General features: G+C 70.4%; 22 protein-coding genes. 10 read left to right on the top strand and 12 right to left on the bottom strand.

Annotated features, from left to right (window positions below):
* Positions 1-31 precede the first annotated feature (31 nt).
* From rsgA to glyA, 7 genes are all read right to left on the bottom strand, one after another.
* The gene (rsgA, locus tag ACFWY6_RS13705) at positions 32-1,129 is read right to left on the bottom strand and encodes a ribosome small subunit-dependent GTPase A (protein WP_384688927.1); all 1,098 of its coding nucleotides are present in this window, start codon (positions 1,127-1,129) and stop codon (positions 32-34) included.
* A gap of 309 nt (positions 1,130-1,438) precedes the next feature.
* Positions 1,439-2,455, bottom strand: a complete 1,017-nt coding sequence (locus ACFWY6_RS13700) for a proline racemase family protein (RefSeq protein WP_384688925.1) — start codon at positions 2,453-2,455, stop codon at positions 1,439-1,441.
* Positions 2,456-2,594: 139 nt separating this feature from the next.
* Complete coding sequence (locus ACFWY6_RS13695) at positions 2,595-3,233, bottom strand: sarcosine oxidase subunit gamma (protein WP_384688923.1); 639 nt, start codon at positions 3,231-3,233, stop codon at positions 2,595-2,597.
* Positions 3,226-6,120: a sarcosine oxidase subunit alpha family protein gene (locus ACFWY6_RS13690; protein WP_384688920.1), complete on the bottom strand. Its 2,895-nt coding sequence runs from the start codon at positions 6,118-6,120 to the stop codon at positions 3,226-3,228. The genes ACFWY6_RS13695 and ACFWY6_RS13690 overlap by 8 nt, the downstream gene beginning before the upstream one ends.
* Positions 6,117-6,419: a sarcosine oxidase subunit delta gene (locus tag ACFWY6_RS13685; protein ID WP_384688917.1), complete on the bottom strand. Its 303-nt coding sequence runs from the start codon at positions 6,417-6,419 to the stop codon at positions 6,117-6,119. The genes ACFWY6_RS13690 and ACFWY6_RS13685 overlap by 4 nt, the downstream gene beginning before the upstream one ends.
* 12 nt (positions 6,420-6,431) lie before the next feature.
* Positions 6,432-7,652, bottom strand: a complete 1,221-nt coding sequence (locus ACFWY6_RS13680; protein WP_384688914.1) for a sarcosine oxidase subunit beta family protein — start codon at positions 7,650-7,652, stop codon at positions 6,432-6,434.
* Positions 7,649-8,998 carry a serine hydroxymethyltransferase gene (glyA, locus tag ACFWY6_RS13675; RefSeq protein ID WP_384688910.1) on the bottom strand — a complete coding sequence of 450 codons (1,350 nt, stop codon included), beginning with the start codon at positions 8,996-8,998 and terminating at the stop codon, positions 7,649-7,651. The genes ACFWY6_RS13680 and glyA overlap by 4 nt, the downstream gene beginning before the upstream one ends.
* Positions 8,999-9,108: 110 nt before the next feature.
* On the opposite strand from glyA, the gene ACFWY6_RS13670 reads away from it, so the two are divergent.
* A complete protein-coding gene (locus tag ACFWY6_RS13670; protein WP_384688907.1) occupies positions 9,109-9,774 on the top strand; it encodes a GntR family transcriptional regulator in 666 nt (221 codons plus the stop codon).
* 83 nt (positions 9,775-9,857) lie between these two features.
* Here ACFWY6_RS13670 and ACFWY6_RS13665 read toward each other — a convergent pair whose 3' ends face one another.
* Positions 9,858-11,420, bottom strand: coding sequence for a flavin-containing monooxygenase (locus tag ACFWY6_RS13665; protein WP_384688905.1), 1,563 nt, complete (start codon positions 11,418-11,420; stop codon positions 9,858-9,860).
* Positions 11,421-11,490: 70 nt separating this feature from the next.
* Between ACFWY6_RS13665 and ACFWY6_RS13660 the strand changes: the two genes are divergently transcribed.
* Positions 11,491-12,516, top strand: coding sequence for an AraC family transcriptional regulator (locus tag ACFWY6_RS13660; RefSeq protein ID WP_384688902.1), 1,026 nt, complete (start codon positions 11,491-11,493; stop codon positions 12,514-12,516).
* A gap of 5 nt (positions 12,517-12,521) precedes the next feature.
* On the opposite strand, the gene ACFWY6_RS13655 is transcribed toward ACFWY6_RS13660, so the two are convergent.
* Positions 12,522-13,385 carry a dienelactone hydrolase family protein gene (locus tag ACFWY6_RS13655; protein ID WP_384688899.1) on the bottom strand — a complete coding sequence of 288 codons (864 nt, stop codon included), beginning with the start codon at positions 13,383-13,385 and terminating at the stop codon, positions 12,522-12,524.
* A 91-nt stretch (positions 13,386-13,476) separates the two neighbouring features.
* Between ACFWY6_RS13655 and ACFWY6_RS13650 the strand changes: the two genes are divergently transcribed.
* The 3 genes from ACFWY6_RS13650 to ACFWY6_RS13640 all read left to right on the top strand — a co-directional run bounded on the left by ACFWY6_RS13650 (position 13,477) and on the right by ACFWY6_RS13640 (position 16,744).
* Entirely contained in the window at positions 13,477-14,025 is a 549-nt protein-coding gene (locus tag ACFWY6_RS13650) for a hypothetical protein (protein WP_384688897.1), read from the top strand.
* 189 nt (positions 14,026-14,214) lie between these two features.
* Positions 14,215-14,973 (top strand): serine protease, encoded by a 759-nt coding sequence (locus ACFWY6_RS13645; RefSeq protein WP_384688894.1) that lies wholly within the window; start codon positions 14,215-14,217, stop codon positions 14,971-14,973.
* A gap of 43 nt (positions 14,974-15,016) precedes the next feature.
* The gene (locus tag ACFWY6_RS13640) at positions 15,017-16,744 is read left to right on the top strand and encodes a hypothetical protein (RefSeq protein ID WP_384688892.1); all 1,728 of its coding nucleotides are present in this window, start codon (positions 15,017-15,019) and stop codon (positions 16,742-16,744) included.
* On the opposite strand, the gene ACFWY6_RS13635 is transcribed toward ACFWY6_RS13640, so the two are convergent.
* Together ACFWY6_RS13635 and ACFWY6_RS13630 are read right to left on the bottom strand one after the other, a co-directional pair.
* Entirely contained in the window at positions 16,716-17,126 is a 411-nt protein-coding gene (locus ACFWY6_RS13635; protein ID WP_384688889.1) for an NUDIX hydrolase, read from the bottom strand. The genes ACFWY6_RS13640 and ACFWY6_RS13635 overlap by 29 nt on opposite strands.
* A 10-nt stretch (positions 17,127-17,136) precedes the next feature.
* Positions 17,137-17,979: a radical SAM protein gene (locus ACFWY6_RS13630; protein ID WP_384688942.1), complete on the bottom strand. Its 843-nt coding sequence runs from the start codon at positions 17,977-17,979 to the stop codon at positions 17,137-17,139.
* Between the two features lie 364 nt (positions 17,980-18,343).
* On the opposite strand from ACFWY6_RS13630, the gene ACFWY6_RS13625 reads away from it, so the two are divergent.
* Positions 18,344-19,546, top strand: coding sequence for a cytochrome P450 (locus ACFWY6_RS13625; protein WP_384688887.1), 1,203 nt, complete (start codon positions 18,344-18,346; stop codon positions 19,544-19,546).
* A 16-nt stretch (positions 19,547-19,562) separates the two neighbouring features.
* Positions 19,563-19,757, top strand: a complete 195-nt coding sequence (locus ACFWY6_RS13620; RefSeq protein ID WP_266871668.1) for a ferredoxin — start codon at positions 19,563-19,565, stop codon at positions 19,755-19,757.
* Here ACFWY6_RS13620 and ACFWY6_RS13615 read toward each other — a convergent pair.
* Complete coding sequence (locus ACFWY6_RS13615; RefSeq protein ID WP_384688883.1) at positions 19,754-22,294, bottom strand: polysaccharide lyase family 8 super-sandwich domain-containing protein; 2,541 nt, start codon at positions 22,292-22,294, stop codon at positions 19,754-19,756. The two genes, ACFWY6_RS13620 and ACFWY6_RS13615, sit on opposite strands and share 4 nt — an antisense overlap.
* Before the next feature lie 146 nt (positions 22,295-22,440).
* On the opposite strand from ACFWY6_RS13615, the gene ACFWY6_RS13610 reads away from it, so the two are divergent.
* The 3 genes from ACFWY6_RS13610 to ACFWY6_RS13600 are packed head-to-tail and all read left to right on the top strand — an operon-like array spanning position 22,441 to position 25,953.
* Positions 22,441-23,040, top strand: a complete 600-nt coding sequence (locus tag ACFWY6_RS13610) for a chemotaxis protein CheB (RefSeq protein ID WP_384688879.1) — start codon at positions 22,441-22,443, stop codon at positions 23,038-23,040.
* Positions 23,040-25,049 (top strand): CheR family methyltransferase, encoded by a 2,010-nt coding sequence (locus tag ACFWY6_RS13605; RefSeq protein ID WP_384688876.1) that lies wholly within the window; start codon positions 23,040-23,042, stop codon positions 25,047-25,049. The genes ACFWY6_RS13610 and ACFWY6_RS13605 overlap by 1 nt, the downstream gene beginning before the upstream one ends.
* A gap of 16 nt (positions 25,050-25,065) precedes the next feature.
* Entirely contained in the window at positions 25,066-25,953 is an 888-nt protein-coding gene (locus ACFWY6_RS13600; protein WP_384688872.1) for a GAF domain-containing protein, read from the top strand.
* Positions 25,954-26,007: the final 54 nt, after the last annotated feature.

Raw genomic sequence — 26,007 nt, 5'->3', positions numbered from 1 at the left:
CAGGACAGGACCCCGCACCGCCCGGCCCGCGCTAACGAAGACGCCCCCGCTTCGCCTCCATCGCCGCCCGCCCCTCCGCGCCCCGCATCTTCCACACGCGGCGCATGTCCGCACGGACGCGTGCGTCCGTCTTGGCGACGATCCGCTGGTTCTCGCGCATCAGCTTGCGGTAGCTGTCGAGACGGCGTTCCGGCAGTGTGCCGTCCTCCAGGGCGGCGAGCACCGCGCAGCCGGGCTCGGCGGTGTGCGCGCAGTCCTGGAAGCGGCAGTCCCGCGCCAGGTCCTCGATCTCGGAGAAGACCTGGCCGACACCCGATCCGGCGTCGTACAGGCCCACGCCGCGCAGGCCCGGTGTGTCGATGAGGACTCCGCCGCCGGGCAGCACCAGGAGGTTGCGGGTCGTCGTGGTGTGGCGGCCCTTGCCGTCCACGTCACGGGCGGCGTTGACGTCCATGACGTCCTCGCCGACCAGCGCGTTGGCCAGCGTCGACTTGCCCGCTCCGGACTGGCCGAGCAGCACGGACGTACCGCCGGCGACGACGGCCGCGAGGATCTCGACGCCTTCGCCGGTGGTGGCGCTGACGGGGAGCACCTGGACGCCGGGGGCCGTCGTCTCCACGTCCTCGACGAGATAGGACAGGCCCGTGGCGTCCGGCACCAGGTCGGCCTTGGAGAGGACGACCACCGGCTGGGCGCCCGATTCCCAGGCCAGGGCCAGGAACCGCTCGATGCGGCCGAGGTCGAGCTCGACGGCGAGCGAGACCGCGATGATCGCGTGGTCCACGTTGGCCGCGAGAATCTGCCCCTCGGACCGCTTGGAGGAGGTGGAGCGCACGAAGGCGGTGCGGCGCGGAAGGAGCGTACGCACATACCTGGGATCGCCGCCCTCGGGGTCGATCGCGGCCCAGTCGCCGGTGCACACCACCTTCATCGGGTCGCGCGGGACGACGAACTCGGTGTCGGCGCGGACGGTTCCGTCCGGGGTGACCACGTCGCACTGACCGCGGTCGACGCGTACGACACGGCCGGGCAACAGGCCCTGCGCCGCGTACGGGGTGAACTCGGCTTCCCAGTTCTCGTCCCAGCCATAGGGCGCGAGAGGGTGCGAAGACGAAGAAGAAGCCTGCATGGATGCAGAGAGAGAAGACAAGGGGGACCCTTCACAGGGGTGGCCCCGGCGCACGCGCACGCTGGCGCGCGAAGGTGAAGAGGAAGGTCAGCCGGTGACCACGGAGGTGGAATGAACGGACTTCTCGATGCGGGCAGCGCCCATCTCAACGACAGCCATCGGTCACACCTCCTGGTACGTACGGCGGATCAGGGCCGCGTAGAGCGGCCCCTCCGGAACGGCCCCAACGATAGGCGGGCCGCGGCGCGGGGCGCCAGCCCTTTTTCGGCGGCGCGCCACGCGGCGCCCAAGCGGCGCCCAAGCAGCGCCCTACGAGGACGGCAGCAGGAATCCGGTCGGCAGCTCGTCCCGCGGATCGACGACCAGGGTGTTGTAGCCGGTGACGTACGCCGTGCCCTCGACCTCGGGGATGACGGCGGACTTCCCATGCACGGTGGTCGAGGCGGCGATGCGGCCGAGGAAGGTGGTGTCGAGGATGCCGTGATTGACGAGCACGGCGTTCTCGGTGAGCTCCCCGCGCGCGGCGAGGGTGGCGATGCGGGCGCTGGTGCCGCTGCCGCACGGGGAACGGTCGACCTGGCCGTCGGCGAAGACGGTGACGTTGCGTTCCTCGACGCGGCCTTCCTCCGTGGCGATCCTGTCGTGGAAGATCACGCCGTACAGGCCGTTGATCCGGGGGTCGTCCGGGTCGGCCAGGGGGTGGTTCTTGGTTACGTGGGTCTTGATCTCGGCGGCCAGGCCGATGAGTTCGGGCAGCCGGTCGCGGGAGACCTCAAGGCCGAGGGTGCGGGTGTCGACCATGGCGTAGAAGGCGCCGCCGTACGCGATGTCGGTGGTGGTCGTGCCCCGCCGGGTGGGCACCGGTACGTCCTGGGCGTGCAGGTAGGAGGCGATGTTGCGGAAGGCGACCCTCGGGTGTCCGTCCGCGGTGTCGCGGACCGTGCAGGTGACGCGGCCCGAGGGGACGTCGATGACGAGCGTGCCGTCGTCGCGCAGCGGAGTGTGGCCCGTGGTGTACGCCCATACGGCCGCGGCGATGGAGCCGTGGCCGCAGGCCGTGCTGAAGCCCTCGCGGTGGAAGAAGACGAGGCCGAAGTCGGCGCCGTCGTCGTCGGGTTCGGTGACGAAGCAGCCGTACATGTCGGCGTGGCCGCGCGGCTCATGGGTCAGCAGTACGCGGATGTCGTCGAGGCGGGCGACGGCGTCGTCGCGCTTGTCGAGGACGGTCGCACCGCGCGGGGGCCGGACGCCGCCGAGGACGATGCGGAAGGGTTCGCCCGCCGTGTGGTAGTCGACGGTGCTGATGAAGCGGGACGGCGCGGTCATGGCTGGCCTCTCGGACGGGCGGGTGGTGGTCGCCGGTTCAGGGTGCCTGACGTGGGGTGGGCGGGGGCGCGGAACGCTGCGATGAAGCGGAACGCCGCGATGAATCCGTACGGCCGTCAGCGCATGGCGAAGGGCGGGGTCAGGGCACCTCCGGGGAGCCGTACTCGCCCATCGCGTCGATGAGCCAGCGCGCGAGGTAGTCGGCGAAGGAGGCCCTCGGGAGCAGGCGGTAGGCCGGTGCGTCGTCTCCATGACTGGCGACCTGCCAGAGGAGTACGGGGATGGGGCCCACCGTGGTGGACACCGCCCGGCCGGGGCCGAAGGTCCGGGGGTGCAGGTCCAGCGGGCAGCCCTTCTCCAGGACCTGCCGGGCGGCCGGTCCTGTCAGCTCCAGCGTGGTGCGGTTCGCCGATACGTCCACCACCGAGCCGGGGTCCGCGCCGAGCGCCTCCCTCAACTCGGCGGCCAGAGCGGCGCCTTCGGCCCGGGAGAGCACGAGCCACTCGTCGGGGCCGAGCCAGGCGGCCGTGTGGGCGCCGGCCGCGGTGGTGTGCCCGCACTGGCGCGGGAGCGGTGTCCCCAGGGTCTGCTCGATGCGGGCGGCCGCTTCGGATGCGGGGTCCACGCGCAGGTTCAGCATCGTGATGAACGGCCGCTCGGTCAGCGCCACGCCGCGGGCGCCGGTGACCGTGGCGGCGCGCATCCGCTCGTCCAGCTGCGCCAGCGGGCTGCGGCGCAGGCGCGTCGGGACGGGGGCGGCCTCGGTCGGCTCAGCCATCTCGCTTGGTCCCTTCGGGGTCGTACAGCACGGAGTCGGCCACCAGGACGGGCACCAGGTCGTCGCCCACCGGGGCGATGAGGGTCTCGCCGATCCTCGCCCGTCCGTCGGCGACGAGGGCGAGGGCGAAGGGACGGCCGAGTGCCGGGCTGTGGTAGCTGGAGGTGACGTGGCCGAGCATCGGCACCGGCCCGTCCTGCGGGGTCAACGGCGTGTCCGGCGCGATGAGTTGGCAGCCCTCGGGCAGCCGCGTCGTACGGTCGGCGGGCAGCAGGCCGACCAGTTGCCTGCGGTCGGCGCGGGCCGTGTCCGCGCGCGTGTAGGACCGGTTTCCGATGAAGTCCTTGCGCCGGGAGACCACCCAGTCCATTCCCGCGTCCTGCGGCGTGACGGTGCCGTCGGTGTCCTGCCCGACGATGATGAAGCCCTTCTCGGCCCGCAGGACGTGCATGGTCTCGGTGCCGTACGGCGTGATGTCGTACGGCCTGCCGATCGCGTCCACCTCCTCCCAGACGTCGAGGCCGTACCACGCGGATACGTTGATCTCGTAGGCGAGTTCACCGGAGAAGGAGATCCGGCAGACGCGGGCCGGGATGCCGGAGGCCAGGGTGGTCTCGCGGAAGGCCATGAACGGGAACGCCTCGTTCGACACGTCGATGTCGGGGGCGAGCTGGGCGACGACCTCGCGGGACCGGGGGCCGACGACGGCGATCGTCGACCACTGCTCGGTCACCGATGTGCAGTGGACGTCGAGTTCGGGCCACTCGGTCTGCAGCCACTCCTCCAGCCAGTCGAGGACACCGGCGGCGCCGCCCGTGGTGGTCGTCATGAAGTAGCGGTTCTCTTCGAGGCGCAGCGTCACACCGTCGTCGAAGATCATCCCATCGGGCTTGCACATGACGCCGTAACGGGCCATGCCGGGCTTGAGCTTCTTGAAGGCGTTGGTGTAGACGCGGTTGAGGAACTCGCCCGCGTCCGCGCCCCAGATCTCGATCTTGCCGAGCGTGGAGGCGTCCATGAAGGCCACGCCTTCGCGGGCCGCGCGGCACTCGCGCGCCACCGCCGCGTCCATGCCCTCCCCCGCCCCCGGGTAGTACCACGGCCGCTTCCACTGCCCGACGTCCTCGAACAGCGCCCCGTGGGCCACGTGCCAGGGGTGGATGGAGGTCGTGCGCTCCGGATCGAACAGCTCGCCGCGCTCACGCCCGGCCAGGGCGGCGAAGGCCACCGGCGTGTACGGCGCCCGGTAGGCGGTGGTGCCGATCTCCCCGGGGGACGCGCCCGCGCCGAGCGCCTCGGCGATCACCCCGATCGCGTTGACGCCGGACGTCTTGCCCTGGTCGTTGGCCGTGCCGAGCGAGGTGTAGCGCTTGACGTGCTCGACTCCCCGCATTCCGGCGCCGGTCGACCGCCACACGTCGGCGACGGTGACATCGCGCTGGAGGTCCACGAAGTGGGTGTCCCAGGTGGCGGGGTCTGAGTCGGGGGTGGGGATCAGCCACAGGGCGCGGGTGGCGGGGCGCGCCTCATCGGCGGGGGCCGCGGGTACCGGGACGGGGAATCCGGCGTCCGTCGCGGCCAGCGCACCGGCCCGCCGCCCTTCGGCAAGACCGCTGTCGAGGTCGTACGTCCCGCGGGCCGCACCCACGACGTGCTGGTTGCGTACGCTGCCGTCGGGGACGAAGGCGACCAGGTCCTCGTCCCAGCGGAGCTTGCCCTGGCGCTGGCTGTGCAGGTGCACCACCGGGCTCCAGCCGCCCGAAACGGCGAGCAGGTCGCAGTCGAACGACTCGGGGGCGCCGGTGAGTTGACCGCTGTCGTCGAGGGCCTGGACGGTGACACCGGTGAGGCGCGCATCGCCCGTGGTGTCGACCACGGTGCTGCCCTTCAGCACCCGCACCCCGGTCGCGGCGGCGACCTCGGAGGCGCGGCGGGAGAGGGTGGGGCGCGCGTCGACCACGGCGGCGATGTCGACCCCGGCGGCGTGCAGGTCGGCGACCGTGTCGTACGCGCTGTCGTTGGTCGTGGCCACCACGGCCCGCGAACCCGGGGCCACGGCATACCGGTTGAGGTAGGAGCGCACGGCCGCGGCGAGCAGCACTCCGGGGCGGTCGTTGCCGGCGAAGACCAGCGGGCGCTCGTGCGCGCCGGTCGCGAGGACCACCTGGCGGGCCCGTATGTGCCACAGCCGTTGGCGCGAGACGCCTTCGGACGGGTCGGGGGCGTCGGCGCCGAGGTGGTCGGTGCGTCGCTGCAGGGCGAGCACGTAGTTGTCGTCGTAGCTGCCGAATGCCGTGGTGCGGGGCAGCAGGACGGCCTCGGGGGCGGCTTCGAGTGCCGCGCGGGTGTCGGCGACCCAGTCGAGGGCGGGCCGTGCGGCGACCGTCTCGGTGCGTCCGGAGAGAAGCGAACCGCCGGGCTCCGGCTGGTCGTCGAGGAGGATCACGCGGGCGCCGGACTCGGCGGCGGTGGCGGCCGCCGCGAGTCCCGCCGGTCCCGCGCCGACCACGAGGACGTCGGTGTGCACGTACTTCTTGTCGTAGACGGCGGGGTCGGGGGTCGGGTCGAGCCGGCCCATCCCGGACAGCGTGGTGGCGGACAGGCCGTCGTACAGCTCCACGGTCGTCGCGGGCAGCATGCCTTCGGAACATGAACCCCCGATCTGCACAAGGGCGTTGGGCTCCTCCACTCCCGCGGCGACGATGCCGCGCGGGCGGCCGCGGTAGAGGGACGGGGCGGCCTCGACGATGCCGTTCGCAAGGATCGCGGATGCGAGGGTGTCGCCGGGGTGGCCGGTCAACTCCCGTCCGTCGACGGTGAAGCGCAGGACGGTGCCGCGGTCGACACGGCCTCCGTCCCTGAGCCGGAAGTGCTCCTTTTCGGTCATCGCTCTCCTCCGGCGGCCGGTGCGGCGAGGTCGGGGCGCGGCTCGTCGAGCCGGTAGGTGGCGAGCACCTCGTAAGTGGCCGTGTCGCGCAGGGCGTTGAACCAGCGGCGGCAGCCGTGGGCGTGCATCCACCGTTCGGCGAAGGGACCCTTGGGGTTGTCGCGGTAGAAGACGTACTCGGCCCACTGCCGGTCGTCGAGCTCCGCGGGCTTCTCCGGGTAGGGGACGTGGGCCTGTCCCCCGTAGTGGTATTCGGTCTCGTCGCGCGGGCCGCACCATGGGCAGGTGATCAGCAGCATCGGATCCTCCTCTCAGTGGGCCACGGCGGCGGCGCCGTGTTCGTCGATCAGTGCGCCCGTGGTGAAGCGTTCGAGGGCGAAGGGGGCGTTGAGGGGGTGCGGTTCGCCGGTGGCGATGGTGTGGGCGAAGGTCAAGCCCGCGGCCGGCGTCGCCTTGAAACCGCCGGTGCCCCAGCCGCAGTTGACGTAGAGGTTCTCCACGGGCGTCGCGCCGATGACCGGCGATGCGTCGGGGGTGACGTCGACGATGCCGCCCCAGGTGCGCAGCACATGCGCGCGGGCGAAGACGGGGAACAGCTCGACGGCGGCGGCCATCTGACGCTCGATCACATGGAAGGAGCCACGCTGCCCGTATCCGTTGTACGCGTCGACGCCCGCGCCCATCACCAACTCGCCCTTGTGCGCCTGGGAGACGTACACATGGACGTGGTTCGACATGACGACGGTGGGGTGGACCGGCTCGTGCAGTTCGGAGACGAGCGCCTGCAGCGGATGGGACTGCACCGGCAGCCGGACGCCCGCCCGTTCGGCGAGCACGCTGCTGTGCCCGGCCGCCGCGAGCCCGACCCGCCCGGCGTGGATGCGCCCGAGGTTGGTCTCGACGCCGACGACCCGGTCGCCGTCCTTGAGGAATCCGGTGACCTCGCAGCCCTGGATCAGGTCCACGCCCATCTCGTCGGCCCGGCGGGCGAGCGCCCAGGCGACGTGGTCGTGCTTGGCGATGCCGGCCCGCGGCTGGAAGGTGCCGCCGAGCACCGGATGGCGGGTGTGGGGCGAGACGTTGAGGATGGGGCAGACCTTGGCGACCTCGTCCGGGTCGAGCCACTCGGCGTCGACGCCGTTGAGGCGGTTGGCGTTGGCGCGGCGCACGCCTTCGCGTACGTCCTGGAGCGTGTGCGCGAGGTTGAGCACGCCGCGCTGGCTGAACAGGAAGTCGTAGTCGAGCTCTTCGGGGAGCCGCTCCCACAGCCTCAGCGCGTGTTCGTAGATCCCCGCGCTCTCGTCCAGGAGGTAGTTGGAGCGGATGATCGTGGTGTTGCGGGCCATGTTGCCGCCCGCCAGCCAGCCCTTCTCCAGTACGGCGACGTTGGTGATGCCGTGGTTCTTGGCGAGGTAGTAGGCGGTGGCCAGGCCGTGGCCGCCGGCGCCGACGATGACGACGTCGTACGACGAGCGGGGTTCGGGGGTGCGCCAGAGGAAGTCGGGGTGCTCCGGCAGCGGCTCGGCGGTCATGCCGCGGCTCCGTTCGGGTGGGGCAGGTGGGGGTAGAGAGGGAAGGCGGCGGCGAGCTTCTCGACCCGGTCGCGCAGCAGGCCCGCGCGCTCGTCACCGAACCTCTCGTCCTTCAGCGCCTCGGCGATGATGTCGGCGACCTCGCGGAACTCCGTCTCGCCGAAGCCGCGGGTGGCCAGGGCCGGGGTGCCGATCCGCAGGCCCGACGAGACCATCGGGGGGCGCGGGTCGAAGGGCACGGCGTTGCGGTTGACGGTGATGCCGACGCGGTGCAGGCGGTCCTCGGCCTGCTGTCCGTCGAGTGCCGAGTTCCGCAGGTCGACGAGGATCAGATGGACCTCGGTGCCGCCGGTCAGGACCGTGATCCCGGCCTCGGCCACGTCGTCGGCGAGCAGCCGTCCGGCGAGGATGCGGGCGCCGTCCAGGGTGCGCCGCTGCCGCTCCTTGAACTCCTCCCCCGCCGCCACCTTGAAGGCCACCGCCTTCGCCGCGATGACATGTTCCAGGGGGCCGCCCTGCTGGCCGGGGAACACCGCCGAGTTGATCTTCTTGGCCAGGGCGGCCCTGCTGAGGATCACCCCGCCGCGCGGCCCGCCGAGGGTCTTGTGCGTGGTGGTCGTGACAACGTCCGCGTACGGAACGGGACTTGGGTGCAGTCCGGCCGCGACGAGCCCGGCGAAGTGCGCCATGTCGACCATCAGATACGCGCCGACCTCGTCGGCGATCCGCCGGAACGCGGCGAAGTCGAGACGGCGGGAGTAGGCCGACCATCCGGCGACGATCAGCTTCGGCCGGTGCTCGCGGGCGAGCTCCGCCACCTCGTCCATGTCGATCCGCAGGTCGGATGCGCGGACGTGGTACGGGACGACGTCGTAGAGCTTGCCGGAGTAGTTGATGCGCATGCCGTGGGTGAGGTGCCCGCCGTGCGCCAGGTCCAGGCCGAGGATCGTGTCACCGGGGTCGAGCAGGGCGAACATCGCTGCCGCGTTGGCCTGGGCGCCCGAATGGGGCTGCACGTTCGCGGCCTCGGCGCCGAACAGTTCCTTGACCCGGTCGATGGCCAACTGCTCGATGACGTCGACGTGTTCACAGCCTCCGTAGTAGCGGCGGCCCGGGTAGCCCTCGGCGTACTTGTTGGTCAGCACGGAGCCCTGGGCCTCCATCACGGCGGCCGGTGCGAAGTTCTCCGAGGCGATCATCTCGAGGGTCGACTGCTGACGGTGCAGCTCGGCCTCGACGGCGGCGGCGACATCCGGGTCGATGGCGGCCAGCGGGTGGGCGAGAGAAGAGGCGAGGGACGAGGCGACCGTGGTGATCGACGGGTCCGTCGACGGGTTCGTTGCCATCTGTGCACCATCCTGAGAGCCATCTAATGGGCAACTGATATATCAGCCTGTGCGGTAAAGTATGGGAGCTCGCGGGACAGGTCAAGGGGGCATTGGAGCAAGGGGATTTCATGAAGCAGCTGGACACGGCGCCCAGAGGCGAGGAGCTGTCCCTTGCCGAACGCGCCTACCGCGCCATCCGTGACTGGCTCGTCATGCTCGAGATCCGCCCCGGGGCGCCGATCAACGAGGACCAGCTCGCACAGTCCCTCGGCGTCGGGCGGACCCCTGTGCGCGAGGCGCTCAAGCGGCTTCAGTACGAGCGTCTGATCACGACGTACCCCCGGCGCGGCACCTTCGCCACCGACGTCAACATCACCGACCTGGCCCACATCTCAGAGGTGCGCCAGGAGCTGGAGCCGCTGGCCGCCGCCCAGGCCGCGCGACGCGCCACGGCCGCGGACCGGGCGGCCCTGACGGCGCTCCGGCGGGAGCTGGCCGGCGTGGACTCACGTCCCCACGACCCGGACGAGCTGATGCGCCTCGACCTCCAGGTGCACCGCGCCATCTACGCAGCAACGCACAACCCGTACCTGGAAGACACCCTGGTCCGCCACGACAACCTGGCCACCCGCATCTGGTGCCTGTTCATCGACCGGCTGCCCGGCATGACGGGGCACGTCGTGGAGCACGACCCCTTGCTGAAGGCGATCGTCGACGGCGACCCGGACCAGGCGGCGCGGCTGACCCGCAGCCACGTCGAGGGCTTCGAACGGGCCATTCGCGAAGCCATTTGAGGCGCTGAGGCGCTGAGCGGCCTGTGCCGGGCGATCTGACGCCGCCCGACCGGCCTCCCTCGGTCGATCGGCCCGTCAGCCGGTCACCGAGCGGCCTCCTCGCGGGGCCGCTCGGTCTCCGCCGCCGCCCGCGCCCGGCGCACGGCTGCCGCCGGCGTCGGCGCCAGCGTCCTGCGGAGGTTCGTCCGCAGCGTCGACGCCGCGTCGAGCACGTAGTTCTGCCGGACCTTCCAGGGGCTATTGTCGCCCTGCCGGGGGAAGGCGTCGATCGACCGCTGGACGTATCCGGAGGCCAGGTCGAGCAGCGGACGTTCGTTCAGGGCGCCCGTCGGTGTCGGCTCCACCGCCGCGTAGTCGTTCTCCCGCATGTGGTTGAGGACCTTGCACACCAGGCGGGACGTGAGGTCGGCGCGCAGTGTCCAGGAGGCGTTGGTGTAGCCGATGCACACCGCGAAGTTGGGTACGCCGGTCAGCATCGCGCCGCGCCACACGAACTGGCGCCTCAGCTCGACCGGTTGGCCGTCGACGCTGGGTGAGATGCCGCCGAACGCGAGCAGTTGGAGCCCCGTGGCCGTCACGACGACGTCGGCCTCCAGGACACGGCCGGACTTCAGGCGGATGCCCTCGGGCACGAAGCGGTCGATGTGGTCGGTGACGATCTCGGCCGCGCCCGTCTTGAGGACCTTGAACAGATCGGCGTCGGGCACCGCGCACAGCCGCTGGTCCCACGGGTCGTACGCCGGGGTCAGATGGTCGGCGACCAGCCGGTCGTCCTTGACGATGCGCTTGTTGAGGCCGGTGAGCACGCGCCGTGCCGCCTTCGGGCTGCGGCGGCAGAACTGGTAGAGGCCGATGGCGAAGAGGATGTTCTTCGTCCGTACGACCCGGTGGGCCGCGCCCGCGGGCAGTACGGCACGGATGCCGTCGGCAAGGCGGTCCCGCGATGGCAGCGAGCCGATCCAGGTCGGGGAGCGCTGCAGCATGGTGACGTGCGCGGCGCTCTGCGCCATCGCGGGCACCAGCGTGACGGCGGTGGCACCGCTGCCGATGACCACGACCCGCTTGTCGGTGTGGTCGAGGTCCTCGGGCCAGAACTGCGGGTGCACGACCGTGCCGGAGAACGAGTCGACGCCCTCGAACTCGGGGGTGTGCCCCTGGTCGTAGTTGTAGTAACCCGCGCAGGAGTAGAGAAAATCGCAGGTGACGGTGGCCGGCGTGCGCTGTCCGTCCGCATCCGTGCGCTCCAGCGTCACGGTCCAGCGTGCCGTCTCGCTCGACCAGTCGGCGGCGACGACCTTGGTGCCGTAGCGGATCCGGCGGTCGATGCCGAACTCCGCTGCAGTTTCCTTGATGTAGCTCAGGATGGACCGGCCGTCGGCGAGCACCTTCGAGTCGCGCCAGGGCTTGAAGGCATAGCCCAGCGTGAACATGTCGGAGTCCGAGCGCACGCCCGGATAGCGGAACAGGTCCCACGTCCCGCCCATGGACTGCCGCGCCTCGATGATCGCGTACGAGCGCTCCGGGCACTCGGTCTGCAGCCGGTAGGCGGCGCCGACACCGGAGAGACCCGCGCCCACGATGACGACGTCGATGTGCTCGGCCGGTGCCCCGGAGCCCGCGGTCCTTGAGTCTGCGCTTTGCGTCATGGTCCTCAGTGTCCGGAAGCACACCCGCCAGGAATTGACCCGGGACGACAGATCTTTGACCCTGTACGACATGTCCGTGATCAGATCGGCGGGGCTGCGCGGCTTCCGTGCCACGGTGGCGGAGCTGGGCGGTGACGCCGAGGCCTATGCCCGGCAGGCGGGCTGCCCGACGGCCGCGCTCGACACGGACGATCTGCTCGTCCCCGAAGAGGCGATGGCCACGGTACTCGAGCTGGCCGCCGCCGATCTCGGTTGCCCGGACCTGGGCCTGCGGATCGCGGCCCGGCAGGACCTGGGGATGCTCGGCGCCCTCGCCCTCGCCATCCAGAACTCAGCGACCCTCGGGGACGCCCTGGAGTGCACCACGCGCTATCTCTTCGTGCACGCACGCTCGCTGAGCCTCAGCCTGGAGCCCGATCCGTACGGCACTCCCGGGGTGGCGGCGCTGCGGTACGGCGTGCGCGACGGCGTTCTCCAGGGCGTGGAGGCCCCGCCCCAGGGCATCGACCTCTCCCTCGGCTTCATGCACCGGGCGATCGGCTACCTCGTCGGCCACCCTTACGGGCTCGGCTCCGTGGAGCTGCCGCACCCCCTCCTGGCCCCCCTCTCCACGTACGAGGACTTCTTCGGCGTACCCGTGAAGGGGAACCGCCCGGCGGCGCTGCTCCGTGTCCCGCTGAGCCTGGCCAACCGGTCGCTCGGCGGCTCCAACGCCGAGCTGCGCCGCCTCGCCCTCGCCTATCTCGACGAGCAGTCGCTCAGGGAGCGCACGGACGTGGTCGGCCGGGTCCGCGCCGTCGTCGCGCGCTCGCTGGGCACTGCGCCTCCCGAGATCGACACTGTCGCCCGACTCCTGAAGGTCCACCCGCGGACCCTGCAGCGGCGGCTGCGCGACGAGGGCACGACGTTCGCCGGGATCATCGACACGGAACGCCGCGGCGCCGCCCGCCGCTACCTCACGACAACCGACCTCCCGCTGGGCCAGATCGCCCTGCTCCTCGGCCTCTCCGAACAGTCGGCCCTCAACCGCTGCTGCCGCCGCTGGTGGGGGGCGACGCCGCGGGCGGTGCGGCGCGGAGAGGTCTCGGGCGTCTGAGGCGATCAGGCAGCCGGGGTGCCCTTGTCCGTGTCCGTGTCCGTGTCCGTGTCCGTGAGCAGTCGCGTACGGAAGAGATCGAGGACCTCGTCGAGCGCGGACCGGGTCGGCTGGCCCGGCTCGTCGATGAGGTGCTCGGTCAGGACGGAGTGCGGCGGCAGGACGGCATCGGGGTTGGCGTCCCTGTCGTCGAGCTCGACGGCGGTGAACGCGTCGCCGAGCTGCTCGCGCAGGAAGGCGAAACGGTCGCCCGGAACCAGCCGGTCGCCGCGGAAGCGCATCCCGAGCACCCGGAGCCCGTCCCGCTCGCAGCGGCCCTTCACCACGGCGAGCTCATCGGCGGAGATGTCGATGCCGCAGGCACGGCGGGAGTTGACGGCGAGCGGCAGCGAGGGCTGTGAGAGGACCGGGGCGAGCAGCCGTTCGTCGGTGGCCATCGCCAGGGCGAAGCCGCCGGTGAGGCACATGCCGACGGCGCCGACCCCGGGGCCGCCGCACCGCTCGTGCTCGTGCGCTGCGAGGGCGCGCAGCCAGCTGACCACGCGTGAGCTGCGGCCGGTGGCGAGCAGGGTGAACTCCCGGCTCACACAGACCTTCAGGGCGGTCGACGCCGCGTAGAGCCCTGCCTTCAGCTGCCCATGGGTCTTGGGGTCGGGGTCGAACCCGGGTTTCCCGAACAGCACGGGGAGCACCGCCGTGCAGCCGATGGCGGCCACCTGCTCGGCGAACGCGAGGACCTTGGGCGTGATGCCGGGTATCTCCGCCATCACGATGACGGCGGGCCCTTCCCCGCGCCGCAGAACCCTGCGGGTGGTGCCCTCGTGTGTGAAGAGACCCCGGGTGAACCCCGTGAGGTCATGGTCGGCCATGCGATACGCCCTTCCAACTCGGCTCCGGCCAGGGGACATTGCCGTACGACGACGACTGCCCGGGCCCGCTTCCGGCGGCCATGATGACGGAGTGACACTCAATCCGGCCACTGCGGCGATCATCGGAATGAGCCTGGGCGCCGTTGCCTCCTTCTCGGGGGCGTGGCTCACCCAGCACGCGACGAACAAAAGAGAGCGTGAGAACCGTGTCTGGACACGGTGCATGGAGGTCTACGAGGAGGCCATGATCGTCGTCCACCGGCTCGGCGACCTGCGCGCGGAGCTGTCCGTGGCGGGGAAGTGGCCGGACGGCACCCGTGCGGCGGTGGCCGATGCCCATGTTCTGGCGGCCCGCCTTGAGATCTACGCGAGCAGCACGGTCCTCGACGCGCACTGGGCCACGTTCCAGGCGCTGCGCTCCTGGATCGAGGCATGGCAGGACTGGGACAGTCAGGAGGGGACCAATCCACGGGTGAGCCGGACGGACCCGCGGTGGCGGGAATTCACCGAGCTCGTCAAGAAATCGGAGGAGGCCGACCGTCAATTCCTGCGCATCCTGCGCAAGGAGGTGCACGGGGAGAGAAAGGAGCGCGGGGTGGTGCGGAAGTGGCGTCCTTTCCGGCGCACGAGTACGGAATGATCTCCTGGGCAGGTTCTTGACTCCGCTTCTTTCCGGCCCGGATCACGATTCTTCCCAATCTTCCCAAGTCGCTTCCGGGAAAGGATTCTTGTCCGGTCGCTCCCTGCCGGGAACCAGTCGTGGCTACCATTGCATATTCCCGACGCAATGGCGCCAGACGTTCCTGGGATCGGACGGGGGGACGAACCCATGACGCATCACAAGCACCTGGTCCAGATCTTCCGGAGCAACCGCCGCATCGGCTCCGGCGTCCGTCTCACCAAATACTTCGCGCTCACCGCCGCGCACTGCCTGGGCGATGACGAGGAGAAGGGAAAGCGGCCGGTGATGCTCCGGCTGCCCGGTGGAAGGCGGCTGGAGGGCGAGGTGAAGGAATTCGATCTCCTCTCCGACATGGCCCTGGTACGGATCGTCTTCCGGAAGGGCGAAGGCGTCGCGCTGCCCGGTGTCCTTTTCGGCACCGCACGGCGGCACGACTCCTGGGCGGCCACGCACCGGCCGCCGGGAAACGGCGTCGGGCTGCGGGGAACCGTCGCCCACGTATCCGTCATCTACCAGAGCACACGTGACCAGGCCGTCAATTCCCACCGGCTGCGGCACGACGGCTCGTGCGACGTCCGCAAGTACTCCGGCAGCCCCATCGACCTCACGGAGCCCGACCGCCCGCCGGTCGTTCTCGGTCTGCTCGTCGCACGGCCCGCCACCACGGACGCCCCGGCGGACATGCTCTTCGCCGGCACGATCGAGGAGGCGGTGCGGAGATTCGATCTGTTCAAGTTCCGCCTGCTGCGCGCACAGCAGACACCACCGGACCCGGACGACATCTACACCGTCGTCCAGGACCCGCAGGCGGAAGCGCTTGCCCGGAAGGACCGCACGGTGCCGGCCGAACTGGAGAGGGCCGGCGTGAACGGCTATGTGAACCTGCGCTGGCACCACCGGCCGTGACGGGCCCGGCAGGCGTGGCGAACGCCCGTCACCTGGAGGGGACATGACGACGAATGTGAATCTCAGCGAGGCGATATCGGCGGCGGAGGACGCCCTTCTGACGCACGAGAGGCCCTGGCCCGACATCGAGTGCACGCTCGCGGGCTATGTGGAACGCCTCAGCCATCCCGAAGCGCCCTACGCGCCCCGCAGCACCGCCGCGGTCAAGCACATCCACCTCGCCCAGCTGCTCCTCGCGCTCGGCATGCGGGAACTCTCCCTGGCCGTCGCCAATGTGACCCTGCGTCATATGGAGCTCACCGAGGCGGACCGCGAGGAGTTCACGGCCGACACCTGGAACGAACTCGGCTCGCTCCTCGCGGAACACGACGATCTCGACCGGGCCCGTCTTGTCCTCAACTGCGCACTGAGCAGGGCACAGCGCACGGCCGCCCCCGAACTCGCCCGGATTCTCGCGAACTTGAGCGCCGTGAGCCTGCGCGCCGGGCATCTGGGGGATGCCAAGGTCTGGGCACAGAAGGCGGTCGCCGTACTGGGGATGTACTGGGGCGGCGACCCGGAGGCACGGCTCACCGCCGACTGGGTGCGCGTCGAGGTGGCCTCGATCCAGCGCGACACGGCCGAACTCGCGCGCACACTCGGGGCGTTCGCCGACTCCGTGGACCGGTTCACCAGCTCCAAGGACGAGGACCACCCCAAGGCCATCGCGGCCAGGTCGGCGCTCGCGGCGGCGCGTTTCCAGGCGGCCAGGGCGGTGCAGGACGAGGCGCGGAGCGAGGCGGAGCTCGGCGAACTGGAGATCGCGCACTTACGCGCGTCGGCCCTCCTGGGCATCGATCACCAGCAGACGCTGATCGCCCAAGCGGCCCTCGCCGCAGCCGAGTTCGACGCCGCCGACGGCGCGGAACTGAGCGTGCTGCGCAGGAAGCAGGCGGTGGCGCTGCTCGAAGCGGCCTCATCAAGGGCGTCGGAGACGCTGGGCCGTGACCATGCGCAGGCCCGCGCGCTGCGTACCGCGCTCGCGGATCTGCGGGTCGCCGCGACGCCGCCCGGCGAACTCGACTACCGCATCGAGCACACCTACACCCCGCAGGAGAACGAGGCCCGCAACCAGGCCAAGAGCAGGGCGCTGCGGCGAGAGAACAATGTGATCAGGCTGGTCGCGCATGCGGGCGCGTCGTTCTTGCTGCCGGACCTGCGGCGCTTCCACGACCACGTCATCCACGCCCTGCGGCGGGGCAGTTATTTCTACGCGATCATCGTCAGCCCCTGGAACTCCCTCGCCATCTTCACCAAGCACGACGCGACGGCGGAGCGGCCCAACTCCCACAACATCGTGGACATCGTCGCGGCGAGCGACTACTACAACAAGACCTTCCTTCCCGTGGTCGACGCCTATCGCACGCTGCGCAAGACCTACCGCGACCGGGTCGAGCTGCGGTTCGCGCACATCGACATCCCCGGGTCGACGCTCCTCACGACGGACATGGGGTTCTTCGAGCCCTACATCACGTCCAATCCGGAGCACAGGACCCGGCGCAAGCTCAATGTGATCGAGATGGAGTTCCACAAGGACAGCAGGTACTACGAAGACAGCAAGGCCGAGTTCAAGATCCAATGGGAGCTCGCGAGCACCCTCGACCAGTTCGAGGCGAGCGAGGAGGAGCACAAGACGGCGTTGCGCAACGCCGTGCGCGCCCTGTCCGACGACCAGCTGCGCAAGCCGGGGGCGCCGCTCACCGTCAGGGAAGATGGAGAGCGCCATCCCTGACGCTGCGCAGCACCCCCACCGATCCCACGAACACCGCGTCCGGCAGCGCGTCCAGGTGCCAGAACTCCCAGCGCACGCACCGCTCGGGCTCTCTGACCCGGGGCTCACCGGCGAAGTCCAGGATCTCCACGCCGATCTGCATGTGGTGATTGGCCGCCGGGTCGGGATCGGTGACGCAGGCGACGCGGGTGCCGATCGCGCGCAGCCCCGTCTCCTCCTCAAGCTCCCGGCAGGCGGCACCGGCCAGCGACTCGCCCACTTCGAGATGGCCGCCGGGCAGCCCCCACGTGCCGTGGCCGAAGGTGTTGGCCCGCAGCCCGAGCAGCACGCGGCCGCCCGCCCGGACGATGGCCTGGACCCCTACGCGTACCTGTGTCGTCATGGCGGCCCTCTCACTCGTCCGGGTAAGTGCCGGTGAAATTCTCGATGTTCCTGGACCCCTCGACCGCGGTCGGCAGCTCTTCGGAGCTCTCCGCGAGCCGGTCGAAGAAGTTGCCCATCCGCCGCTCGCCGCTCTCGTCGATGACGACGACCTCGCAGTCCGGATCGATGAAGAAGTAACTGCCCTTACGGCTGCGGTTGCGGTACACGCGCAGGGCGACACCGCGCTCACGGGCGGCGTCCTCGCACCGGTGGACCACGTCCTCGAACTCCTCGTCGCCGAGGGAGAGCCAGTCCCGGTTGTCCGCACCGTAATTGGTCTCGGACATTTGGTACACCTTCCACACGTCGGGCAGGCAGTCGCCCTCGATCAGGTCCAGGACACGGGGCGCCCCCGCGACATTCACCCTGGTCACGACCGTGCCGAGCTTCACGTGGACATGCCGGTGATGCCTGCGCACCTCCCCGAGCAGACGGAGCATCCGCTCCCGGTGCGGCGCGACGCCGGTGCGCAGCGCACGGTGTTCGTCCGCGTCGGCGGACTCCAGGGGCAGCGCGATCCAGGAGAGGCTGGGCAGCACCCGCTCCATCGTCCGCAGCGGGGCGAGGCCGTTGGTGCTCAGGACGACCTTCGGGGAGGAGCCGTCCGCGTCGGGTTCTCGCAGCGCCGCCGCGAGCTCGTCGAGATAGGAGAGCAAGGTCGGTTCACCCCCGGAGATGACGACGCCGCGCACGCCTCCGTCCTTCAGCGCGGCCGCGACCTTGAGCGCGACGCCCCGTGACATGGAGGGAACTTCATGCCGCGGACCGAAGCAGAAGGGACAATCGAGGTTACATCGCCCAATGGGTCGCATATCGACGAAGGCGGGGATGCGCATGGAGGGAGAGTAGCGATTCAAGAGGTACGGAATGGACCATTCCTGCGGGCGCACAGAGCCCTGTCGCCCTCACGGGGTCGCGGACGAACTGACGAACCCCTGCCCGCCCTGCGCGCCCATCAAGCCCTCCCCCTGGTTGCACGCCCCCGCGACGCGCCTGTACGCCTCCGCGTGCACCCGGAGCCCCGGACGCAAGGAGGTTGAGCGGACGGAGCGATTCCGGCCACCCGCAGCCGCCGAAACCGCTCCCATCTGGCCTGTCTTGCGGTGTACGAACTAGATGCCCCAGGCATCTAATGGGATCCGGAAAAGGGAGCCTCTCCGCTTGTGAGGTACATCCATGACGGACTCAGCCGCAGCCGCATCCATCTCCTTCCCCCAAGACCGCACCTGCCCCTACCACCCGCCCGAGGCCTACGAACCGCTGCGCGACGAGCGGCCGCTCTCCCGGGTCACCTTCTTTGACGGGCGTTCCGTCTGGGCGGTCACCGGACAGCGCGTCGCCCGCGAACTGCTCGCCGATCCACGGCTCTCCACCGACCGCGAGAACGAGGCGTTCCCCGCGCCGACCGAACGCTTCGCCCAGGTCCGCAACCGTCGCGTCGCTCTGCTCGGCGTCGACGACCCCGTGCACAACGCCCAGCGCCGCATGCTGATCCCCAGCTTCTCGGTCAAACGCGTCGCCGCGCTGCGGCCCCGGATCCAGGAGATCGTCGACCGCCTCCTGGACGCCATGGCCGAACAGGGGCCGCCGGCCGAGCTGGTCGGCGCGTTCGCGCTGCCGATGCCGTCCATGGTGATCTGCGCCCTGCTCGGGGTGCCCTACGAGGACCACGACTTCTTCGAGGAGCAGTCCCGGCGGCTGCTGCGCGGCCCGCGCGCCGATGACGTACAGCGGGCACGGGACGAACTCGACGCCTACTTCGACGACTTGATCGAGCACAAGCGGCGCACGCCGGGCGACGGTCTGCTCGACGAGCTGATCCAGCGGCAGCTCGCGGCGGGCGCCGTGGACCGCGGCGAGCTGCTCAGCCTGGCGACGCTGCTGCTCGTCGCGGGGCACGAGACCACGGCGAACATGATCTCCCTCGGTACGTTCACGCTCCTCCAGCACCCGGAGAAGCTCGCCGAACTCCGCGCCGAGCAGGACCTGGTGCCGGCCGCCGTCGAGGAACTGCTGCGCTTCCTGTCCATCGCGGAAGGGATGCTGCGGGTGGCGAAGGAGGACATCGACGTCGCGGGCCACACCATCCGCGCGCACGACGGCGTCGTCTTCTCCACGTCCCTCATCAACCGCGACACCGCGGCCTACGACACGCCGGAGGAGCTCGACTTCCGCCGCGCGAGCCGTCACCACCTCGCCTTCGGTTTCGGCGTGCACCAGTGTCTTGGCCAGAACCTGGCCCGCGCCGAGCTGGAGATCGCCCTGCGCAGCCTCTTCGAGCGCATGCCGGAGCTGCGCCTCGCGGTGCCCGCGGCGGAGATTCCCTTCAAGCCCGGCGACACCATCCAGGGGATGCTAGAACTCCCCGTGACGTGGTGACCGACAGGAGATGAGCATGCGGGTCCATGTGGACAAGGAACGGTGCGTGGGCGCGGGCATGTGCGCGCTCACCGCGCCGAGCGTCTTCACCCAGGACGACGACGGCTTGAGCGAGGTGCTGCCAGGACGCGAGGACGGCGGCGGCGACCCCCTGGTGCGTGAGGCGGTCCGGGCGTGCCCGGTGGGGGCCGTCACCGCCGACGACTCCTAGCCGCGCAGCCGCGCCGTAAAGCTCCGCCCGTACGCATGCCGGGTCCGCACGTCGATGCGGGTTCCGCCGTGCACCCGGCGTACGCGTACGCCGTCGTCGGCCGTGACCTCCCGCAGCGAGCGGCCGCGGAGCAGGACGCTCACCGTGTCCCGGTCCATGGTCGGGTCGGACACGGCGACCGTGGTCTCGGCGCCGCGCCCGGTGCGCCGCACCAGCACGGAGGAGGGGCCGTCGAGCCGTACGCCGGCGGCCTCGTGGCGCCCCGCGGTGAAGCTGTTCGCGGCCGTCAGGCCGAGGCCCGTGTGCGTGACGGCCTGCAGCCGCACCGTGTTCGCGAGGACCTTCAGCGGCCGCCCCGAGCCGTACGACCGCAGCGCCGCGTCGGCCGCGTTCGGCACCAACGCGTAGGCCAGGCACGCTGGTTGGGCCCCGGCCGCGCCGTCCACCGTCACGCCGAGGACGTTGCGCGTCACGGGCGTGTCCGGGTTCGCGGTGCGGACGACCCGGCGGCTCCGGGTGACCCGGTCGAGGGCGACCCGTACCTTCGGGGTGTCCAGGAAGACGTAGCCGACGGCGGTGCGCTGCGTGGCGTTGGCGTACCGCAGCCAGGACAGGTCGCCCGTGCCCGCGCCGGTCCATGGGCGGCCGTCACGCAGCATCCCCGTGACGGACACCTGGTCGTCCGGCGCCGCGGTGCGCGCGTCGACCGTCGTCGTCACGGCACGCCCCGCGTCGTCGCCGACCCCCGCGGCGAGCACCACGATCTCCTCGTCGAGCAGGAACCAGGACTTCGTCGCCGTCGCGTTGCGGTGGACGACGAAGTCCTCGGGCAGCAGCTCCCGGTCGCCAAAAGCGACATCGCTCGACTGCACCATTCCCACCGCCCCGTACGTCCCGAGCACGGCGCCGCCTGAGTGCCCTGCGGTGCCGCGCGGGAAGTAGACGTACTTGTTCTGCGACTCGGAGGAAGAAGTGAAGTTCAGCGGGTGGCCGGGGTTGTCGTAGTACGGCTTCCCGTAGAGCTCCGGGATCGTGCGGCGCCGCTCGACGGGTGCGGTGACACCCGCCAGGCCGTACGGCGAGACCGTGGTGAAGTAGTCGACGCCGTACGCCTGGGTCTGGTCCTGGCCGGAGAGGTAGAGGTAGTGGGCGCCGTCGCCTTGGAACCACGGCATGAGGTTCTCGCCGCTCATGTACTCGTACTTGCTGATCCGGTCGGAGCTGCGCGCCAGTGCGAAGGCGTAACCCGGTCTGCGGTGCACGGTCTTGTCCATCGCGTTGAAGGCGACGCTGCGCGCCGCGGGGTTGAGGTCGGCGGGCGGCACCGAGGCGTCGCCGATGATGTCGGCGTAGCGGACGATGCTGACCGGGGAGACGAAGCCCGTGGGGTTGAGGGCGGTGCGCGAGGTCGCCCGGACGTGCTTGACGTAGCTCTTCAGGGCGGTGGCGTCCCCGCCGGTGGAGAGGGAGGAGAGGTCGACGACGGCTTCGACGACCACCGCGACATCGGTGTAGCCGGAGGCCGTCCGCGACACCGCGCGTCCCTTGACGATCTCCATCATCCAGCCCTCGAAGATGAGCGGCGCGAAGCCGTCGCGCACCCACTTCTGGACGGTCGGCACCAGCTCGTCGCCGTGCGCGAAGCCCGTGCCGTCGAGGATCTTGAGCGTCTGCACGACCCGGGTGAGCAGGCCTTTCCCGTACGAACCCGTGTACGCGACGGAGGCGTGCTGGATGAAGGAGCCGTCGGCGTAGTAGCCGTCCGTGACCCCGTGGTTCAGGTGGTACGGGTCGATGGTGACGAACACCGTCAGCTGGTCGGTGAGCGCCTTGCGGATGCGGGCCTCGCCTCCCTCCGGAAGCAGCGCGCCCTGCAGTATCCGGTTCGTGGTGATGTCGGCGAGGTTGGCGCCGGTGTGGAAGCGCGAGTCGAGGTTCACGTCCCCGTCGGTGCCGTTGCGCAGGTAGGCGTCCATTGAGGTGACGTACGTGGTGATGAGGTCGGGCCGGTACGCCCGTACCTCGTCGGCGAGGAGCACGAGGGTCTTGCTGACGTGCTGGGAGATGCCGATCTCCCAGTTGAACCAATTGCCGTAGTAGCCCTTGGACTGGTCTCCGTAGTAGCGCTCGTGCAGCCATACCAGGCCGTCGATCACCCGGCGCTGCACGGCGGTGTTCCCGTACAGATCAGAGGGGGTGCCCGGCACACGGGTGGCCAGCGCGATCTCGTACAGCCATTTGAAGGCCGTGTTGAGGTTGGCGTCGTCGGTGCCGAGCGCGAGTCCTGCGAACAGTTCGCCGTCGGCCGCGTCGTCCATCGCCTTCAGGTTCGTCCGCGCCGTCGTGTCGATGGCGGCCAGCTTGGCGGCCGTCTCGGGCCGTGCGTTGGACTCGGCGGTCCCCGCGAAGACCGCGACGGTGTTGGCGATGAGCCGGGCGCTGTCGGCGACGGCCGCACCGGCGGGCGACGCGGGGATCACCGCCAGGAGACCGGCGGCCGACAGGGCGGACAGCAGACGTCTGCGGGTGATCTCCATGGCGGCCTCCTCCGGTGTGATGCCGGTGTGATGGCGATCCGGGCGTTCTGGCGGGCGGAGTCAAGCAGATCGTCCGAGCAGCGACAAGAGGCCCTGCCGCCCGGCTGCGCGCCGCTGATGCGACGCCCAGCGACTAGGCTCGGAGCATGACGTCGGAACAGCACGCATCGGGGCAGTACGCCATCGTGGCTGTCGCGTCGTCCGCCGGCGGTATCCAGGCTCTCGGTGCGCTTCTGGGCGCCCTCGGCCCCGATCTGCCGGTGCCCGTGCTCGTGGTCCAGCACCTCGATCCGCGCCATCGGACGCTCCTGGCGGAAGTTCTTACCCGTCGCACGACCCTCGGGGTCAAGCTGGCGGATGACCAGGAGCGGGTCAAGCCGGGCACGGTGTATCTGGCACCGCCCGACCGGCACCTCCTGGTGGGCCCCGAGGGCATCCTCACGCTGTCCAACAGCGAGCTCGTGCACTTCGTGCGCCCCTCTGCGGACCTGCTCTTCGAGTCGGTGGCCGGTGCGTACGGATCGCGGGCCATCGCCTGTGTGCTCACCGGCACCGGCGTGGACGGCGCGATGGGCGTGGACGCGGTCAAGTCGCGGGGCGGGACCGTGATCGCGGAGGATCCGGAGACCGCGCAGTTCGCGGGGATGCCCACGGCGGCGGTCGGCACGGGGGCCGTGGACTTCGTGCTCCGTCTTGAGGAAATCGCCGCGGCAATCCGCGGACTTGTCGAGAACAAGAGGCAGTGATGAGTGAGCCGTCCGGCACCGAGAACGAAAAGGGCCCCGAGCCGGCTGCCGAGGAGCATGCGCCGCATACGGAGGGAGGCCCGCCGAACACGGAGGAGCGCCCGTCGGCCGCCGAGGACCGTCCGCGGAAGCGCCGTGAGAAGGACAGCGAGGTGGTCGACCAGGGACTCGAGGATCTCCTCGACTTCATCCGGGACGCGCGTGGATTCGACTTCACCGGCTACAAGCGGTCCACCCTGGGCCGCCGCATCCGCAAGCGGATGGTCGATGTCGGTGTGCAGGGGTACGCGGACTACCGCGATCTCCTGGAGACCGACGCGGACGAATTCCGCGCGCTGTTCAACACGATCCTGATCAACGTCACCTCGGTGTTCCGCGACCCGGACTCGTGGGCCCTGCTGCGGCGCGACGTGCTGCCCCGACTGCTCGCGGACATAGCCTCCCACGCGGAGATCCGGGTGTGGAGCGCGGGCTGCTCCAGCGGTGAGGAGGCGTACTCGCTGGCCATGATGTTCGCGGAGGAACTCGGCCTCGACGAGTGCGTCAGCCGCGTCAAGATCTACGCCACGGACGTCGACGAGGAGGCACTGCGCGACGCCCGCGCCGGGCATTACCAGGCCAAGGCCCTGGAGCCGCTCTCCAAGGAACTGCGGGACAAATACTTCGAGCGCTCCGGCAACCACTACGCCTTCCGGACCGATCTGCGGCGCCGGGTCATCTTCGGCCGCCACGACATCACCCGTGACGCCCCGATCTCCCGCCTCGACCTCCTGGTCTGCCGCAACACGCTGATGTACTTCAACGTCGAGGCGCAGACCCAGATCCTCGACCGTTTCCACTTCGCCCTGCGCGAGGGCGGTTTCCTCTTCCTCGGCAAGGCCGAGATGCTCCTGAACGACGGGGAGCGGTTCGAGGCGGTCAGCATCCGCCAGCGCGTCTTCCGGCGCCGCCCGGGCGGCAACTCGCCGCCCTACCCCGCGACGACCCCGATGAAGACCAGGGCCACTGTGGTGGCGGAGGCCCAACAGGCCAACCGGGCGGGCCAGTTGCGCGACATGGTCCTGGACGCGTCGCCAGGGGCGAGCGTCGCCATTGACGGCAACGGAACCGTCATCCTGATCAACAACGGCGCGCGGCTCCAGTTCGGCCTGACGGCCAACGACGTGGGGCGGCCCTTCCAGGACCTGGAGATCTCCTACCGCCCCACCGAGCTCCGCTCGCTCATCGACCAGGCCACCTACGAACGCCGGACGATGCACGTCCGCGGCTCCGAGCGCAGGCTCGGCAACGACCTGCAGTACTTCGACATCGAGATCCAGCCCATCCTGGGCGGCCCGGGTCTGCCGGTGGCCATCAACGTCACGTTCCTTGACGTCACCCAGGCCACCCGGCTCAAGGCCGAGGTCAAGCGCGTCCGTGAGGATCTGGAGACGGCGTACGAGGAACTCCAGTCGACGAACGAGGAGCTGGAGACCACCAACGAGGAACTCCAGTCGAGCATCGAGGAGCTGGAGACGACCAACGAGGAGCTCCAGTCCACGAACGAGGAGCTGGAGACCACCAACGAAGAGCTCCAGTCGGGCAATGAAGAGCTCGAGACGATGAACGACGAGATGCGCCTGCGCACCACGGACCTGGACGAGGCGCACGCCTTCCTGGAGGGGGTGGTGAGCAGCATCGCGGCCGGTGTGGTGGTGCTCTCCGCCGACATGCGGACCAAGAACTGGAACCGCGGCGCGGTCGACCTGTGGGGCCTGCGCCCGGACGAGGTGCTCGACGAGCCGTTCTTCGCCCTGGACTTCGGGCTGCCCACCGACCGCCTTCGCGATGCCATCCAGCAGTGCGTCGCCTCGGGCAAGCGGGAGGGCCCCGTGGTCATCCCGGCGGTCAACCGGATCGGCCGCAGCATCGACTGCTCGGTCATCTGCTCCCCGTTCGACGGCCACAACGGCGGTGTCGTCCTCTTGATGGAAGATGTCGCCGACACCGGCGGCAGTACACCTGGCTAGCCGTATTCTGATGAACATGGGTGCCATGAAAGGCAGTTCAGCGTGGGGGAACGACCGCGCCGCTGCCGCCTGGCAGCGTGCCGTACGGGCGAGCGACCGGGCAGCACGGGAGACGGCGAACGCCGAGCAACACGAACGGCTGTTCGCGGAAACCGGCCGCGTCTTCCATGCGGCGATGGCGGAGCGGCACCGCGCGGTCGCGGAGCGGCACCTCACCACGGCCCGGCTCCAGGAGTCGTACGCCCGCAGGGTGCGGGAGTGGGCGAAGGGGCATGGTGGCGGGCCGCCGGCGACCCGGGGCAGCCGCCGGCCCTTGTTCATGGCCGGGGTCGCCGAGGCCTGCGGGACGCCCAGTGCCGCGCTCACGCTGGTCGGCGAGGATCTGAGCCAGCTCGCGGTCGCCGCCTCGGACCGGCCATCGCGCGGCGCCCAGGATCTTGAGTACGTCCTGACCGCGGGGCCCGGCCGTGACGCGGCCCGCTCCCGCCGCAGGGTGTCCGCATCCGGCCCCCCCATCGAGGAGCGCTGGCCCGGCTACGGCTCGGGGCTCGCCGCCCTCGGCCTGAGTTCGGTCGTCGCACTGCCGCTGCGGGCCGCGGCCGGCTGCATCGGGACGCTGACCGTCTTCGACCCCCCGTCGGCCCTAGCCGGGTCGGGGGCGCTGGACGAGGTCGCCGCGGCCCTGACCGCGGGCGTGCTCCTCGGCCCCGACGCGGATCCCGGGCTGTACGGCGGCGCCGACATCCGGGCCGCGGTGCACCAGGCGGCGGGCGCCCTGTCCGAGCAGACGGGCCGCTCGGTCGGTGACGCCCTCGCGCTCATCAAGGCGCGGGCCTTCGCCCTGGACGAGTCCCCCGAGTCGGTGGCGCTCAGCTTCCTGTCCGGGAAGCTGAAGTTCCGCTAGCCCTCGCCTCAGGGCATGTTCACCGGTTGATAGCGTCGCTCTCCTGATCATGTA

It is taken from the genome of Streptomyces sp. NPDC059037, from assembly GCF_042740015.1.
Taxonomy (GTDB): domain Bacteria; phylum Actinomycetota; class Actinomycetes; order Streptomycetales; family Streptomycetaceae; genus Streptomyces.
The sequence above is the reverse complement of the archived record's forward strand: the minus strand, read 5'-3'. Positions and strand labels throughout refer to the sequence as shown.